A 15,671-nucleotide genomic window follows, 5' to 3' on the forward strand; every position below is an offset into this window, starting at 1 on the left:
TCTTTCGGCATGCCCACCCTCAAATCTCTTCGGCGATGGTCCCTGTTGCTCCCCCTTGCCTTGCTGGCAGGCTGCAACACGGTGCTCATGAATCCTTCCGGCGACATCGCCAATCAGCAGGGGCGGCTCATCGTCGTCTCGACCGTGCTGATGCTGATCATCATCGTTCCGGTGATCGCGCTGACGCTCTTCTTTGCCTGGCGCTATCGCCAGTCGAACAAGGAGGCCGACTACAGCCCCGACTGGGACCACTCCACCCAGCTCGAGCTCGCGATCTGGGGCGCGCCGCTCCTGATCATCATTGCGCTGGGCGCAATCACCTGGATCAGCACGCACACGCTCGACCCGTACCGGCCGCTGAGCCGGCTCGACGCCGAGCGCCCGATTCCCGCCGAAGCCAAGCCGCTGGTGGTCGAAGTGGTGGCGCTCGACTGGAAGTGGCTCTTCATCTACCCCGAGCAGGGTTTTGCCACGGTGAACGAAATGGCCGCGCCGGTCGACCGGCCGATCACTTTCAAGATCACGGCCTCTTCGGTGATGAACTCCTTCTTCATTCCCGCGCTGGCCGGGCAGATCTACGCCATGCCGGGCATGGAAACCAAGCTGCACGCGGTCATCAACAAGCCCGGTGAGTTCGAGGGCTTCTCGGCCAACTACAGCGGCGCCGGCTTCTCGGGCATGCGCTTCAAGTTCCACGGCCTGAGCAACGCCGACTTCGACCAGTGGGTGCAGAAGGTCAAGGCCGGCAAGGACGGCGAACTCACGCGCGAGCAGTACAAGAAGCTCGAAGTGCCCAGCGAGCGCGAGCCGGTGCGGCACTACGCCACGGTGGCCCCCGACCTGTACGACGCCATCCTCAACCTGTGCGTGGACCGCAACAAGATGTGCATGAAGGAAATGATGGCCATCGACGCGAGTGGCGGGCTGGGCAAGCCCGGCGCGTTCAACATTGCCACCATGCAGGCCTGGCAGGCTGACACCCTCATCAATTCGCCAACGCGCAAGTACGTCACGGCGATGTGCACCACCGAAGAATGACGATGCTCGAAAACCTTGACCTGACGAAGCTTGTCTTCGGCCGCCTCACGTGGGAGGCGATTCCCTACCACGAGCCCATTCTGCTGGCGACCTTTGCGGCCGTGGTGCTGGGCGGCCTTGCCATCCTCGGCGCCGTCACTTACTTCAAGCTCTGGGGCACCCTGTGGCGCGACTGGATCACCAGCATCGACCACAAGAAGATCGGCATCATGTACATCGTGCTCGGCCTTGTCATGCTGCTGCGCGGCTTTGCCGACGCGCTCATGATGCGGGCCCAGCAGGCCGTTGCCTTCGGCGACAACGCCGGCTTTTTGCCGCCGCACCACTACGACCAGATCTTCACCGCGCACGGCGTGATCATGATCTTCTTCGTGGCCATGCCGCTGGTCACGGGCCTCATGAACTTCGTGGTGCCGCTGCAGATCGGCGCGCGCGACGTGGCTTTTCCGTTCCTGAACAACTTCAGCTTCTGGATGACCACCTTCGGCGCCGGCCTGGTGATGGCGTCGCTGTTCGTGGGCGAATTCGCCAAGACCGGCTGGCTGGCGTATCCGCCGCTCTCGGGCATTCTGTTCAGCCCCGACGTGGGGGTCGACTACTACATATGGTCGCTGCAGATAGCGGGGGTAGGTACCCTGCTCTCGGGCGTCAACCTGCTGGCCACCATCGTGAAGATGCGCGCGCCGGGCATGACGATGATGAAGATGCCGGTGTTCACCTGGACCGCGCTTTGCACCAACGTGCTCATCGTGGCCGCCTTCCCGGTGCTCACCGCCGTGCTCGCGCTGCTGTCGCTCGACCGCTACGTCGGCACCAACTTCTTCACGAACGATCTCGGCGGCAACGCCATGATGTACGTGAACCTGATCTGGATCTGGGGCCACCCCGAGGTGTACATCCTCATCTTGCCGGCCTTCGGCATCTTCTCCGAAGTGGTGTCCACCTTCAGCGGCAAGCGCCTCTTCGGCTATGCCTCGATGGTGTACGCCACCATCGTGATCACCATCCTGTCGTACCTCGTCTGGCTGCACCACTTCTTCACCATGGGCTCCGGCGCCAGCGTGAACTCGTTCTTCGGCATCACGACGATGATCATCTCGATACCGACGGGCGCGAAGATCTTCAACTGGCTCTTCACCATGTACCGCGGCCGCATCCGCTTCGAGCTGCCCATGATGTGGACCGTCGGCTTCATGGTCACCTTCGTGATCGGCGGCATGACGGGCGTTCTGCTCGCAGTGCCCCCGGCCGACTTCGTGCTGCACAACAGCCTGTTCCTCATCGCGCACTTCCACAACGTGATCATCGGCGGCGTGCTGTTCGGCATGCTGGCGGGCATTACCTACTGGTTCCCCAAGGCCTTCGGCTACAAGCTCGATCCGTTCTGGGGCAAGTGCTCGTTCTGGTTCTGGCTCGTGGGCTTCTGGGTCGCGTTCATGCCGCTGTATGTGCTGGGCCTGATGGGCGTTACGCGCCGCATGAGCCACTTCCAGGACGTGTCGCTGCAGTTCTGGTTCCAGGTTGCGGCCTTCGGTGCGGTGCTGATCGCACTGGGCATTGCATCGTTCCTGATCCAGCTGGTGGTGAGCTTTGTGCGCCGCGAATCGCTGCGCGACACCACGGGCGACCCGTGGAACGGCCGCACGCTCGAATGGTCGACCTCGTCGCCGCCGCCGGCCTACAACTTCGCGTTTACGCCGCGCATCCATGACAACGACGCCTGGACCGACATGAAGCGCCGCGGCTACGCCCGCCCGCTCGAAGGCTTCACGCCCATCCACATGCCCAAGAACACCAGCGCCGGCTTCATCATCGCGGCCCTGGCGGCGGTCTGCGGCTTTGCGCTGATCTGGCAGATGTGGCTCGTGGCGGGTATCGGCTTTGTCGCCATGCTGGCCGCCGTGATCATCCACACCTTCAACTACAAGCGCGACTACTACATTCCCGCGGAAGACGTCGTCCGTACCGAAGCCGATCGCACGCGCCTCCTGGCAGCAGCCCATGTCTGATACCACCGCCCTCCACTCCCCCGCGGCCGGCCACGCCCACAGCGACCAGACGGGCAAGCCGCCCGTGTTCGAGCTGTTCCACGTCGGCAACGACCACCACCCAGAGAACGGCACGCTGCTCGGGTTCTGGCTCTACCTGATGAGCGACTGCCTCATCTTCGCCTGCCTGTTCGCGGTGTACGGCGTGCTGGGCCGCAGCTACGCAGCCGGCCCCTCGGGCGCCGACCTGTTCGACCTGCCGCTGGTGGCCGTCAACACCTCGCTGCTGCTGCTGTCTTCCATTACCTACGGCTTCTCGATGCTCGAGATGCAGAAGAAACGCATGGGCGGCACGCTGGTGTGGCTGGCCGTTACGGGCCTGCTGGGCGCGGGCTTCATCGGCCTGGAGATCTACGAGTTCGCGCACCTCATCCATGAAGGCGCGGGCCCGCAGCGCAGCGCATTCCTGTCGTCGTTCTTCGCGCTGGTCGGCACCCACGGCCTGCACGTGACCTTCGGCATCATCTGGCTCGTCGTGCTGATGTTCCAGCTGCCCAAGCACGGCTTCACCGCCGCCAACCGCCGCCGCCTGATGTGCCTTTCGATGTTCTGGCACTTCCTGGACGTGGTGTGGATCGGCGTCTTCACCTTCGTCTATCTGATGGGATCGATGGCATGAGCACCGCCCACACCAACACTGCCGCCGCGCACGGCCACGACGCGCACCACGAGCACCATGCACACGACGACCATCACGACGATGGCCCCGTGAGCCACAGCACCTTCAAGGGCTACATGACCGGCTTCGTGCTGGCCGTGATCCTGACCGCGATTCCGTTCTGGCTCGTGATGGGCAAGGTGCTGGTCAACACGCACACCACCTCGCTCATCATCCTCGGCTTTGCCGCGGTGCAGATCGTGGTCCACATGATCTACTTCCTGCACATGGACGCCAAGTCCGAGAGCGGGTGGAACATGCTGGCGCTGATCTTCACCATCGTGCTCGTCGTGATCACGCTGGCCGGCTCGCTCTGGGTCATGTACCACATGAACGCCAACATGATGCCGATGTCGGTGCACGACATGAAGAACATGCCTTGACGACGACCCTGCCGCCAGACCACAGCACTCGCAACACAATGGCCGGACGGCAGCGCTCCACGGCCGCGCGGGTGATCTTCATGGTCTGCGCGGCGCTTGCCTTTGCCGGTTTTTTCGCACTCGGCAACTGGCAGGTCGAGCGCAGGGCCTGGAAGCTCGATCTCATTGCCCGCGTCGAACAACGCGTGCACGCCCCGGCCTCCGAAGCCCCAGCACGAGACCGTTGGCCGCAGATCAACGCGGCCGCCGACGAATACCGGCACCTGCGCATCAGCGGCACTTTTCTGCACGACAAGGAAACCCTGGTGCAGGCCAGCACCCGGCTCGGCGCCGGCTTCTGGGTGCTGACGCCGCTGCAGGCCGCCGATGGCACCACGGTGCTGGTCAACCGCGGCTTCGTGCCGCCCGAGGCACGCGAGCGCTCGTCGCGCACGGCCATCGAGCCGAAAGGCGAGACCGCCGTGACCGGCCTGCTGCGCATCACCGAGCCCAAGGGCGGCTTCCTGCGCAAGAACGACCCCGCCGCGAACCGCTGGTTCTCGCGCGACGTGCAGGCCATTGCCGCTGCGCGGGGCCTGAACAACGCCGCGCCCTACTTCGTCGATGCCGAGGCCGCGGCCACCGCGCCCGGCGCAGCACCCTCCTGGCCCGCCGGGGGCCTGACGGTCATCGCCTTTCCCAACAGCCACCTCGTCTACGCCATCACCTGGTACGGCCTGGCGCTGATGGTCGCGGGCGCGGCCTGGTTCGTGTGGCGTGACGATCGCCGCCGCCGCCGCAAGCTCGCCAACCCAGCCGACAGCAACGGCGACAATGCCTCCCATGCCGACGGAAGACATCGCCAAGACGACCGCCGCCCCGACTGAGGCCTCCGCCGTGGCGGGGGAACTGCACGCGCCCCGCGCGGGCGTGGCAAGCCTGGACAACGCCACCGGCCACAAGAACATGCAGCAGCTGATCCAGCTGCGCTGGTTTGCGGTGGTCGGGCAGGTGATCACCATCCTGTTCGTGCACTACGGCTTCGGCATCCGGCTGCCGCTCGATCAGATGCTGCTGGTGCTGGCGTGCCTGGCTCTTTTCAACGTGGTGAGCCTGCTGCGCTCGCGCACCCTTCGTAAGGTGACGAACGGCGAACTGTTCCTCGCGTTGCTGGTCGATGTGGCCACGCTCACCGCGCAGCTTTACCTCAGCGGCGGCGCGACCAATCCGTTCGTTTTTCTGTATCTCTTGCAGGTCATTCTGGGCGCGGTGCTGCTCAAGGCATGGTCGACATGGACCATCGTGGTCGTCACCAGCCTGTGCTTTGCAGGGCTGGCGCTTTTCTCGCGCCCCCTGGCACTGCCGCTCGACCATGACCGCGGGCTCTGGAGCCCTTATGTTCAGGGCATGCTGATCTGCTTTGCGCTCAACGCGGCGCTGCTGGTGGTGTTCATCACGCGCATCAGTCGCAACCTGCGAGCGCGCGACGCACGGCTGGCCGACCTGCGCCAGCGCGCATCGGAAGAAGAGCACATCGTGCGCATGGGCCTGCTCGCATCGGGCGCCGCGCACGAGCTGGGCACGCCGCTTGCCACGCTGGCGGTGATCCTCGGCGACTGGCGCCGGCTGCCGCATTTCAGCTCCGACCCCGAGCTGTTGACCGAAGTGGCCGAGATGGAGCTGCAGATCCAGCGCTGCAAGAGCATCGTGAGCGGCATCCTGCTGTCGGCAGGCGAGGCGCGGGGCGAATCGTCCGAAGAAACGACGGTGAGCACCTTCCTCGACGAACTGGTGGAGGAGTGGCGCACCACGCGCCCCGTGGAAGAGTTCGACTACGACAACCGTTTTGGCCGCGACCTGCCCATGGTTTCCGACTCGGCCGTGAAGCAGATGATCTGCAACGTGCTCGACAATGCACTGGAAGCCTCTCCGCACTGGTTGCGCCTGGAAGTGGCGCAAGACGCCGATGCGCTGACGCTCACGGTCACCGATGCGGGGCCGGGCTTTCCGCCCGCAATGCTGAAGCAGTTCGGCAAGCCCTACCAGTCGAGCAAAGGCCGACCGGGCGGCGGGCTCGGGCTGTTCCTGGTGGTGAACGTGGCTCGCACGCTCGGAGGCCGGGTGGCGGTGCGCAACCGGCCCGAGGGCGGCGCCATCGTGTCCATTGCGCTGCCGCTCGCGGCCGTGGTGCTGGAGGAAGAGGACGACGACGAGGCCATCGACGACACCGTTGCAATGACCGGAAACACGAGCAGCCCATGACCGAACCCGCCGAAGCCGAGCGCCAGTTGCTGATCGTCGAGGACGACGCGGCCTTTGCGCGCACGCTCGGCCGCTCGTTCGAGCGCCGCGGTTATGCGGTCACGCATGCAAGCAATGCCGACGAGGTCGAAGCGCTGCTGCAAGACCATTCGCCCGGCTACGCGGTGGTCGACCTGAAGCTCAACGGCGAAGCCTCGGGCCTGGCGTGCGTGCAGATGCTGCACCGGCACAACCCCGAGATGCTGATCGTGGTGCTCACGGGCTTTGCAAGCATTGCCACGGCCGTGGAGGCCATCAAGCTGGGCGCCTGCCACTATCTTGCCAAGCCCTCCAACACCGACGACATCGAAGCCGCCTTCGGCCGGGCGACGGGCACCACCGAGGTAGAGTTGACCAACCGCTCGACATCGATCAAGACGCTGGAGTGGGAGCGCATTCACGAAACGCTTGCCGAAACGGGCTTCAACATTTCAGAGACCGCGCGGCGACTTGGCATGCACCGGCGCACGCTGGCGCGCAAGCTCGGCAAGCAGCAGGTCAAGTAGCAAAGCGAATCGACGAACATGAGTTCCGGCAAGCCGACATCCGCAGTGCGTGACCAGACTACGCTGGAAGAAATCTTCAACGCGCTGAGCCACGGCCTCGGCCTGCTGCTGGCCATCGTGTCGCTGCCGATCCTGGTCTACAGCGCCGCGCAGAAAGGGCAAGCCGCCAGCATCGTCGGTGCATCTCTCTTTGCAGGAACGGCCATCGTGCTGTATCTCATTTCGACGCTGTACCACGCGCTGCCTACCGGCAAGGCCAAGGCGTGGTTCAACCGGCTCGACCACGCGGCGATCTACTTGTTCATTGCGGGCAGCTACATGCCGTTTCTGTTCGGCGTGCTGCGCGGGCCGTGGGGCTGGACGCTGTTCGGAGCCATCTGCGCGGCGGCAGTGCTGGGCGTGGGTGCCAAGCTGTTCAACCGGCTGCAACATCCGCTGTGGTCGACCGGGCTCTATGTGGCAATGGGCTGGATGGCGTTGATGGCCGCGGTGCCGCTGTACGAACGCATGTCGCCGGCGGGCCTGGGTTGGCTCGTGGCCGGTGGGCTTTTCTACACGGCGGGTGCGGTGGTGTTCTTGTTCGACAACAAGGTGCGATTTGCGCACTTTGTATGGCACTTGTTCGTGCTGGCCGGAAGTTCTTGCCACTTCTTTGCTGTGCTCTGGCATTCGCACGGCTGATCTTGTTCTTGGCGCTGTTGTTCAGGGCGTGTGCAAAGGCCACCGGGTACTCCCCTCCGCGAATGTCCCCCGGGGCTGCGCCCCTCCTCCTTTATTTCGCTGCGCGGAGCACCCGATGCCCTGTGCACTTGGGCACGCTGCTGGTGCAACGCTGATCAACGACTGCTCTGCCCAACGCACCTGCTGGCGGGGTGCCTTGCGCAGCGAAATAAAGGAGGAGGCCGCAGGCCGGGGGACATTCGCGGAGAAAGGTACCCCGTCGGCGGGTGCGCCGCCCTGAACAAGCGGCGTCCCGAAAACAGCAATCGCAAGCAGAGTTCTCAGTAATGCGGCGGCAACTCGTCCCGCAAGCTGCGCGCCGCCCCCTCCTGCCCCGCATTCTGGCTCTGTTGCTTCAGCTGGGTCACCTGAAGAATCAGGCTGTCGATCTGCTGCTGTTGGCGATAGATCGTCATATTCAGCTGCTCAAGCAGATCCTCGGCGTAACTCGACTTGATCTCGAGTTCGGTCAGCCGCTCTGCAATGTCGTCCGGTAGGTGTTCCATGGCTCTATTGGACAGGAACCGCCGCCAGAGCACTTTCGTCGACTGGTGCAGCGGCCTCGTTCACCATGCGGCTCAGCATGAGCGCGGCCCGCAACGGGTACAGCGTGCGCTCATCCCCCTCTGCCTTGTTGCTCACGATGGTGCCGGTCGAAGGCCCCATGCTGGCCGTGCGCACCGCATCGGGCCGATGAACCGGCACCATGAACGGCGAGTGCGTGGTGTAGATGATCTGGTTGCCGAAGTCCCGCTCGAAGTGCTCGAGCAAGTCGGCCTGCGAACGCGCATGCAGGTGCAAGCCGGGCTCGTCCAGCAGCAAGATGGCATCGCCTGCACGGCCGCCCTTGGTGTCCGCAAAGAAGGTGATGTAGAACGAGAAGAACCATTGAAAGCCGCGGCTGCGCTCGTCGAGGTTCACTTCCACCTCGTAGGTGTCGTCGGGGTCGGACACCAGCGTGTCCATGTACGGGCCGTCGAGGTTGAAGCGCACCTTGAGTTCGCGGTCTTTCCAGAGCCGGCGGATTTCCGAAGTGACGACGGCGCCCGCGCGATTGACAAGCTGGTTGCGCGTGGCCAGATCGTTCTTGTCGAGCAGGCCCTGAAGCTGCTGCGGGTCGAGGCCGGCCGCCTTGCAGAGCTTCTCGAAGCCCTGCTGCTCGGGCACTGCCTGGCCCCAGCCCTTGCGCACCAGGTAGTCGGCAATGTTCTGCCGGCCGGGCAGCGCCGGATATTCGTCCACGTAGATGAAGCGGGGCAGCTTTTCGAGCACCCATTGTTTTGCCTTGGCAAGCGCCGGCGTGTCGTTGGCAATCGCGCGGGCCATGTCCTCCAGCTCGACCAGCATCTGCTCCTGCTTGTCGCTGAGCTCGGCATCCGCAGCGGCCAGCGCCTTGCGCAAGGTTTGCAACGCCTTCACTGCGCCTTCCGACCACCGGATGTAGTCGGGGCTCAGGATCATCGCGGCGTCGAAGGCGTCGGCCTCCTGCTCCAGCGCCGCCCTTGCCTCCTCGGCGACTTTCTCGGCCGCAGCCTTCACCGCCGGCACGATCTTGCGCACCTTGCCCTTGATGTCCGACACGTCGAGCGACAGCTCCGCCAGGCCTTCGAGCCCCGTCCAGCGCGCCGTGCCGTAGCCGCGGCCTGCGGTCACGTGGCGCACGTTGGCCGCGCGTGGAAGCATCTCCGTGAGTTCGGCTCGCTCGCTCTCGTCGAGGGCCCAGCGTGTAGCGACGACCGGTGTATCGGCCTGGCACTCTTCAAGGCGGCGGTGCCGCGGAAAGTCGTTGATCGGGCTGAGCTCGGTAATGCCTTCAGCAGGGTTCAGGCTGTGCAGCGCGCGCAGCAGGTTCGACTTGCCGCTGTCGTTGCGGCCGAGGATCGCGGTGAGCTGTGTGGAATCGATGGAGCCGCTGTCGTTGATCGAGCGAAAGTTGGTGATCTGGAATGACGCCAAGCGCATGTAGGGGGGTTCTCATCGAATGAATGCAGGGCCGGGGAATGTATTGCATTCCCAGGCCCTTCCCGCCCGCGGCTAAAGAAAAAAATCTATCTCTAGCAATTACTCGGCCGCGCGCCGCAGCGTGTCCACCACCGGCCTGCGCAGCACGTCGCGTAAGCCCCACCATCCCGCGGCCAGCGCCAGCACGGCACCCGCGAGGGCACCGGCCACCGGCACCACGGGCGATGCGGTCCAGGTGAAGTCGAACACGTAGCGCGCCAGGCCCCAGCCGATGACCGAGGCCACGATGCTCGCCAGGAAGCCGGCGAGCAGGCCGACACCGGCCAGCTCGGCGCGCTGCACCTGGCGCAGCAGGCTGGCGCGGGCACCCACGGCGCGCATTACCGCGAACTCGCGGGCGCGCTCTTCGCGCGTGGCGGTGACCGCGGCAAACAGCACCACAAGGCCCGCCGCAAGCGTGAAGCCGAACAGGAACTCGACCGCGCGGATCACCTGGTCGAGCACGCGCTGCACCTGGTTGATGGTGGCGCTCATGTCCACGTTGGTCACGTTGGGGTAGCTGCGCACCAGCGCGTTGTCGAAGCCACGGGTTTCGGGTGCGCGGAAGGCGCCCATGTAGGTGACGGGCACGTCGGGCAATGCGGCCACCGTGTACATCACGAAGAAGTTCGCATGCATCGAGCCCCAGTCGACCTTGCGCAGCGAGGTGATGCGCGCGTCGTTCTGCATGCCGCCGATGTCGAAGCGCAGCACGTCGCCCAGCTTCAGGCCGAGCGTTTCGGCCAGGCCTTCTTCCACGCTCACTTCGCCGGGCGCATCGGGCTTCCACGCACCCGCCACGATGCTGTTGTGCGCCGGCGCCTCCACGCTGTTGCTGAGGTTGAACTCGCGGTCCACCAGGCGCTTGGCGCGGTCTTCCACGTAGTCGTCGGGCGACACCGGCTTGTCGTTGATGGCCACCAGCCGGCCGCGGATCATCGGGTACCAGTCGAACTTGCGCACGCCGGCGTCGCGCAGCGATTTCTGGAACGCCGTGCTCTGGTCGGGCATGACGTTGATGACAAAGCGATTGGGCGCATCGGGCGGCGTCGCCTTGCGCCAACTCGCGACGAGGTCGGTGCGCAACAGCACCAGCAGCACCAGCGCAAGCAGCCCGACTGCAAGCGCGCTGACTTGCACCACCGCATAGGCCGGACGCGCCGAGATCTGGCGCGTGGCCAGCACCAGCCAGCGCGGCGCGGTGGTTTCATTGACGCTGCGGCGCAGCACCTTCACGGCGAGCCAACTCAGCAATGCGAACACGGCCACGGCGCCCGCGAAGCCGCCGACGGCGATCAGGCCCAGCTTCAGGTCGCTGCTGGCTGCGATCAGCAATGCCGCAAAGCCGGCCACGCCAATACCCAGCACCGCGAGCGATGCGGGCTTGAGCCCGCCGACATCGCGCCGGATCACCCGCAGCGGGGGCACCTTGGCCAGCTGCAGAACCGGCGGCAGGCCGAAGGCGAACAGCAGCGTGAGCCCCATGCCCAGGCCGAAGGCCACGGGCCACAAGGTGGCCGCCGGCAGCGCCGTTTCGACCAGCCCGGCAAGCAGCACCACGAACACGTAGTGCACGGCAAAGCCGATGGCCACGCCGAGGCCGCTGGCCACGATGCCGACGACTGCGAATTCGAACGAATACGCCATGGCGATGGTGCGCTGGCTTTGGCCGAGCACGCGCAGCATGGCGCAGTCGTCGAGATGGTTGGCCGCAAAGCCGCGCGCGGCCAGCGCCACGGCCACGGCGGAGAGCAACGCGGCGAGCAGCGCGACCAGGCTCAGGAATTTCTCGGCGCGGTCCAGCGTCTGGCGCATTTCGGGGCGCCCGCCTTCGAAGGAGTCGAGCCGCACGCCGCGCAGCTCGCCCTTCTTGATGGTGGCCTCGGCCCAGTCGGAAAAGCGCTTGACGTCTGCATCATCGCCCGCCACCGCATAGCGATAGCCCACGCGGCTCGCGGGCTGTACGAGGCCGGTGCGCGGCACGTCGGCCTGGTTGAGCATGACGCGCGGCGAAAAGCTCATGAAGCCCGCGCCACGGTCGGGCTCGAGCGTGATCACGCGCCCGATGCGCAGGCTGCTGTCGCCAAGAAGAAGCATGTCTCCCACCTTGAGCGCGAGCGAGTCGAGCAGCGAGGCATCGACCCAGACCTCGCCCGCCGGGGGAATGTCGCGCGTGATGCTGCCGGGCGCATCGGCGGCATTCGAGGTTTGCAGGTTGCCGCGCAATGGGTAGCCCGCGGTCACGGCTTTCAGCGCCACCAGCTTGCTGGCACCGCCCTGGGCGTCGTCGGCCCGCGCCATGGTGGGAAAGCCGTAGGTGCTGGTGCCCTGGAGTCCGTACGCGCGTGCCTGCGCGATGAAGGCCTCGGGCGTGGGGTTGTCGCTCACTATCACCGCGTCGCCGCCGAGCAGCTGCCGCGCGTCGCGCTGCAAGCCTCCCTGCAATCGGTCGGCAAAGAAGCCGACGGCCGTGAGTGCGGCCACGGCCAGCAGCACGGCAACGATCAAGAGGCGCAGTTCGCCGGCGCGCAAATCGCGCCAGAGGGTGCGCCAGCCAAGGCGGAGGGAGGCATTCATGGGCGAGACGATAGCCGACGCGGGCGCGCCGGCGCCTTTCAGGGACTTACCGCGAGTAGGGAGAACAGCCCTTAGGCCGGATTGCGGCGCGCGAGTTCCGGCTGCAGCACCAGCCGGTCGACACCCGCATAGCAGACGAAGTGCCGGTTGGTCGCGCGGCCGATGGCGCAGAGCCCGACGCGCGTGGCCACCTCGTGGCCCATTTGCGTGATGCCGCTGCGCGAAACCACGATGGGCACGCCCATCTGCGCCGACTTGATCACCATTTCGCTCGTGAGCCGGCCCGTCGTATAGAAAACGCGGTCACCCGCCAGCGCGCCTGCCGGTTGCATGGCGCACCAGCCCGCAATGGTGTCGATGGCGTTGTGCCGGCCCACGTCTTCGACGAAGCAGTGCATCGTGGCCTCGGTACCGCCGGGCTCGAGCGTGAACAGCGCACAGCCGTGCACCGAACCGGCCGACTTGTAGGTGCTCTCCTGGAGGCGGATGGCGTTGACCAGCGCGTAGAGCTGCGCCTGCGTCATGCGGGTGGGCGGCAGCTGGAGCTTGTCGATGTCGGCCATCAGGTCGCCGAACACGCTGCCCTGGCCGCAGCCGGTGGTCACCACCTTCTTTGCGGTGCGCTCTTCGATGCGGTCGATGCCGGCGTGCGTCTTGACCGCCGCGGCGCCCACCTCCCAATCGACCGTGACCGACTCGACGTCGCTGGCCGATTCGATGAGGCGCTGGTTCAGCAGGTACCCCAGCACCAGCAGTTCAGGCTGGGCGCCGAGCGTCATCAGCGTGACCAGCTCGCGCCGGTCCACATACACCGTGAGATCGCGCTCGGCCGGAATGGAAACGGTGCCGCGCGCGCCATGTTCATCGACGACCTCGACCTCGCACGTGAGCGCGGCGCGGGCCTCGGTAAGACGGGGAAGCTGCAACGGCAAACGCGTCGTCACTGCGCCTTGGGCGTGGGATTGACGGTAGCCGCCGGCTGGTTGGTGCTGGGCGGCGATGCGGCCGTGGGGGCGGGCGAATGCGCGCCCGAAACCTCGAGCGGCTTGGCTTGTTCCACCGGCGGCGTAAAGGCGAAGGGCCCGGGGTCGGCGCAAGGGGGCGTTGCGGCAGCCGTGGGCACCGGCTTGCCGGCCGCGGCTGCACTGGCACGGTACTTCGCGGCCACGCGGTCCTGCGCCAGGCAGAGCTTGTACGAATCGACCTTGCCGCTCCACGCCGTCTTGGCGGCGGCTTCGGCTGCCTTGGCCTTGGCTTCGGGAGTGGCGGGCGCCGGTGGCAGCTTGGCCCATGCCACGGGCGCGGCCAGCGCGAGCACCAGCGCGGAAAGTTTCAGCGACACAGACAGCTTCTTCATGAGGACGTTCCTTCGGCGGGCCGCGGCGCCCGCACTGCAACAGGCGGCGACGCATCGGCCGGGGCCGTGCGCTGCGCGGGAATCTTGCCCGCGGCAATGTCGTCGTACCAGAGTTCGTGGTGTTCCTTGGCCCATGTCTCGTCGACGTAGCCGGTGCGCATGGCCTTGTAGGCGCCCGTCATGCCCAGCGTGCCGATGTAGATGTGGCCCATGATCATCGCCATCATCAGCAACGTTGCAACGCCGTGGACCATGTGCGCCACCTGCATCTCGCCGCGGGTGTAGACGAAGCCCGGCAGCAGCTTGTCGAGAAAGAGGCCCGAGCCGATGACGAAGAGTCCGAGAAACAGCACGCCGCCCCAGAAGACCAGCTTCTCGCCCGCGTTGAAGCGGTGCGAAGGCACTTCCTTGCCGCCGAAGAGGCCGCCGAAGCGTGCAAGCCATTTCAGGTCCATCGCGCGCGGAATGTTGTCGCGGATGAAGGTGAACACCATAAACACCGTCGTCACCACGAACAGCGGGCCGACAAAGTTATGGACGTTCTTGAGCGCGTAGGTAATCCAGCCGAACAGCGTCAAGCCCATCCACGGCAAGAGGAAGAACTTGCCGAACGCCATCACGATGCCGGAAATGGCGAGCGTGACGAACGCGATGGCGTTCGACCAGTGCGTGGCCCGCTCGAACGGCGTGAAGCGCTCGATCGTGCGGCCGGTTTCCTGGCCGTGCAGGCGAATGGGTCCGCGCGTGAAATAGAAGATGGCCAGCGCCAGCAGCGTGACGAACAGCAGCGCCGCGCCGTAGGGAATGAGCCAGTCGTTGCGCACCTGGCGCCAAGCTTCGCCGGCATTGGTGAAGCGCGAGCCGGGGTACTGCACGAACGGCTGGATCAGGTTGCCGGCCTCGGGCGCCTCGCTTTTCGGCAGGCTGCTGTAGCCGGTAACGCCCTGCCCCACCTGCCGCCACATGGGCGCGTTGTTGCCGGGCTGCACCTTCATGCGCTCGCCGTTGGTCTGGTTCGGGTAGTTGGGGTCGGCGCTCGCTTCGGGCTTGACCTCGAAGATGTTCTGGCCGCGAATGCCGCCCGCGGCGGGCGCCGGCGCAGCGGCTGCGGCAGGTGCCGGTGCGGCCGTCGTTCCCGGTGCGGCCGGCGGCTGCGCCTGCGCAAAGGCCGAGCCCAGCGCGGCGGAAAGAACGAGAGCGGTCAGCGCTTGCTTCATGGGCTCTCCGTTCAGTTCTCTTTGTTGTATTCGTTCTGCCCGTTTTGCGTGCGGGTCTTGAGCTGCTGCTGCCAGGCGGTCTTGTCGCCGACCTTCCAGTCGGGCGCGGTGAACACCGTGCCGGCGTTCTCCTTGGTGCCGGTGCCGCTCCACGGAACGGCGTCGTGCTTCACGCCCTGCGCGTTGGTCTGCGGCTTTTCGCCGCAGGCCGCCAGGCAGGTTGCGACCAGCGCAACGCCGAGGACGACGAGGCCCTGCCGCTTCACTTCTGCACCCCGTTCGCCGGCGGCTTGCCTGCTTGCTGCGAACCGTAGGCGGTGCCCCAGCCCCACACTTCGGCGCCCTTGCCGCGCTGCACGACGCGGGTGCGGAAGATGTCGGCCACCACGTCGCCGTCGCCGGCCAGGAGGGCCTTGGTCGAGCACATTTCGGCGCAGGCCGGGAGCTTGCCCTCGGCCAGCCGGTTGCGGCCGTACTTTTCAAACTCGGCTTCGGAGCCGTTGGCCTCGGGGCCGCCGGCGCAGAAGGTGCACTTGTCCATCTTGCCGCGCACGCCGAAGGTGCCTTGCGAGGGGAACTGCGGTGCGCCGAACGGGCAGGCATACGAGCAGTAGCCGCAGCCGATGCACACGTCCTTGTCGTGCAGCACCACGCCTTCGTCGGTGCGGTAGAAGCATTGCACCGGGCACACGGCCATGCAGGGTGCGTCGGAGCAATGCATGCAGGCCACCGAGATCGACTTTTCGCCCGGCACTCCGTCGTTCAGCGTGACCACGCGGCGGCGGTTCACGCCCCACGGCACTTCGTTTTCGTTCTTGCAGGCAGTGACGCAGCCGTTGCATTCGATGCAGCGTTCCGAATCACAGACAAATTTCATTCGCGCCAT

General features: G+C 65.8%; 16 protein-coding genes. 8 read left to right on the forward strand and 8 right to left on the reverse strand.

Features of this window, described 5'->3' with window-relative positions:
- Positions 1-9: 9 nt before the first annotated feature.
- From cyoA to trhA, 8 genes are read left to right on the forward strand one after another with little or no spacing between them, the layout of a single operon-like run.
- A complete protein-coding gene (gene cyoA, locus V9L21_RS01135) occupies positions 10-1,038 on the forward strand; it encodes a ubiquinol oxidase subunit II (RefSeq protein ID WP_337308416.1) in 1,029 nt (342 codons plus the stop codon).
- Positions 1,035-3,047 carry a cytochrome o ubiquinol oxidase subunit I gene (gene cyoB, locus V9L21_RS01140; RefSeq protein WP_443304486.1) on the forward strand — a complete coding sequence of 671 codons (2,013 nt, stop codon included), beginning with the start codon at positions 1,035-1,037 and terminating at the stop codon, positions 3,045-3,047. The genes cyoA and cyoB overlap by 4 nt, the downstream gene beginning before the upstream one ends.
- Positions 3,040-3,705, forward strand: coding sequence for a cytochrome o ubiquinol oxidase subunit III (gene cyoC, locus V9L21_RS01145; RefSeq protein ID WP_337308420.1), 666 nt, complete (start codon positions 3,040-3,042; stop codon positions 3,703-3,705). Before cyoB ends, cyoC begins: the two co-directional genes overlap by 8 nt.
- A complete protein-coding gene (cyoD, locus tag V9L21_RS01150) occupies positions 3,702-4,127 on the forward strand; it encodes a cytochrome o ubiquinol oxidase subunit IV (protein WP_207309881.1) in 426 nt (141 codons plus the stop codon). Before cyoC ends, cyoD begins: the two co-directional genes overlap by 4 nt.
- A gap of 38 nt (positions 4,128-4,165) precedes the next feature.
- Positions 4,166-4,993 carry an SURF1 family protein gene (locus V9L21_RS01155; RefSeq protein WP_337308844.1) on the forward strand — a complete coding sequence of 276 codons (828 nt, stop codon included), beginning with the start codon at positions 4,166-4,168 and terminating at the stop codon, positions 4,991-4,993.
- Positions 4,950-6,368 (forward strand): ATP-binding protein, encoded by a 1,419-nt coding sequence (locus V9L21_RS01160; protein WP_337308424.1) that lies wholly within the window; start codon positions 4,950-4,952, stop codon positions 6,366-6,368. Before V9L21_RS01155 ends, V9L21_RS01160 begins: the two co-directional genes overlap by 44 nt.
- Positions 6,365-6,913 (forward strand): response regulator transcription factor, encoded by a 549-nt coding sequence (locus V9L21_RS01165; protein WP_337308426.1) that lies wholly within the window; start codon positions 6,365-6,367, stop codon positions 6,911-6,913. The genes V9L21_RS01160 and V9L21_RS01165 overlap by 4 nt, the downstream gene beginning before the upstream one ends.
- Positions 6,914-6,931: 18 nt before the next feature.
- Positions 6,932-7,594 (forward strand): PAQR family membrane homeostasis protein TrhA, encoded by a 663-nt coding sequence (gene trhA, locus V9L21_RS01170; protein ID WP_337308428.1) that lies wholly within the window; start codon positions 6,932-6,934, stop codon positions 7,592-7,594.
- A 320-nt stretch (positions 7,595-7,914) separates the two neighbouring features.
- Here the strand turns inward: trhA and V9L21_RS01175 are convergent, their stop codons facing one another.
- The 8 genes from V9L21_RS01175 to fdh3B all read right to left on the reverse strand — a co-directional run bounded on the left by V9L21_RS01175 (position 7,915) and on the right by fdh3B (position 15,671).
- Positions 7,915-8,139 (reverse strand): SlyX family protein, encoded by a 225-nt coding sequence (locus V9L21_RS01175; protein ID WP_126748443.1) that lies wholly within the window; start codon positions 8,137-8,139, stop codon positions 7,915-7,917.
- 4 nt (positions 8,140-8,143) lie between these two features.
- Entirely contained in the window at positions 8,144-9,595 is a 1,452-nt protein-coding gene (locus V9L21_RS01180) for an AAA family ATPase (protein ID WP_337308430.1), read from the reverse strand.
- A gap of 99 nt (positions 9,596-9,694) precedes the next feature.
- Positions 9,695-12,211 (reverse strand): ABC transporter permease, encoded by a 2,517-nt coding sequence (locus tag V9L21_RS01185; RefSeq protein WP_337308433.1) that lies wholly within the window; start codon positions 12,209-12,211, stop codon positions 9,695-9,697.
- 71 nt (positions 12,212-12,282) lie between these two features.
- Entirely contained in the window at positions 12,283-13,155 is an 873-nt protein-coding gene (locus V9L21_RS01190; protein WP_337308435.1) for a formate dehydrogenase accessory sulfurtransferase FdhD, read from the reverse strand.
- Complete coding sequence (locus V9L21_RS01195) at positions 13,152-13,568, reverse strand: hypothetical protein (RefSeq protein WP_337308437.1); 417 nt, start codon at positions 13,566-13,568, stop codon at positions 13,152-13,154. The genes V9L21_RS01190 and V9L21_RS01195 overlap by 4 nt, the downstream gene beginning before the upstream one ends.
- Positions 13,565-14,785 carry a formate dehydrogenase subunit gamma gene (locus V9L21_RS01200; RefSeq protein WP_337308439.1) on the reverse strand — a complete coding sequence of 407 codons (1,221 nt, stop codon included), beginning with the start codon at positions 14,783-14,785 and terminating at the stop codon, positions 13,565-13,567. Before V9L21_RS01200 ends, V9L21_RS01195 begins: the two co-directional genes overlap by 4 nt.
- An 11-nt stretch (positions 14,786-14,796) precedes the next feature.
- Positions 14,797-15,051 carry a hypothetical protein gene (locus V9L21_RS01205; RefSeq protein WP_126748437.1) on the reverse strand — a complete coding sequence of 85 codons (255 nt, stop codon included), beginning with the start codon at positions 15,049-15,051 and terminating at the stop codon, positions 14,797-14,799.
- Positions 15,048-15,671 carry a formate dehydrogenase FDH3 subunit beta gene (gene fdh3B, locus V9L21_RS01210; RefSeq protein WP_337308441.1) on the reverse strand — a complete coding sequence of 208 codons (624 nt, stop codon included), beginning with the start codon at positions 15,669-15,671 and terminating at the stop codon, positions 15,048-15,050. The genes V9L21_RS01205 and fdh3B overlap by 4 nt, the downstream gene beginning before the upstream one ends.

This window comes from Variovorax sp. CCNWLW235 (assembly GCF_037204085.1).
GTDB lineage: Bacteria > Pseudomonadota > Gammaproteobacteria > Burkholderiales > Burkholderiaceae_C > Variovorax.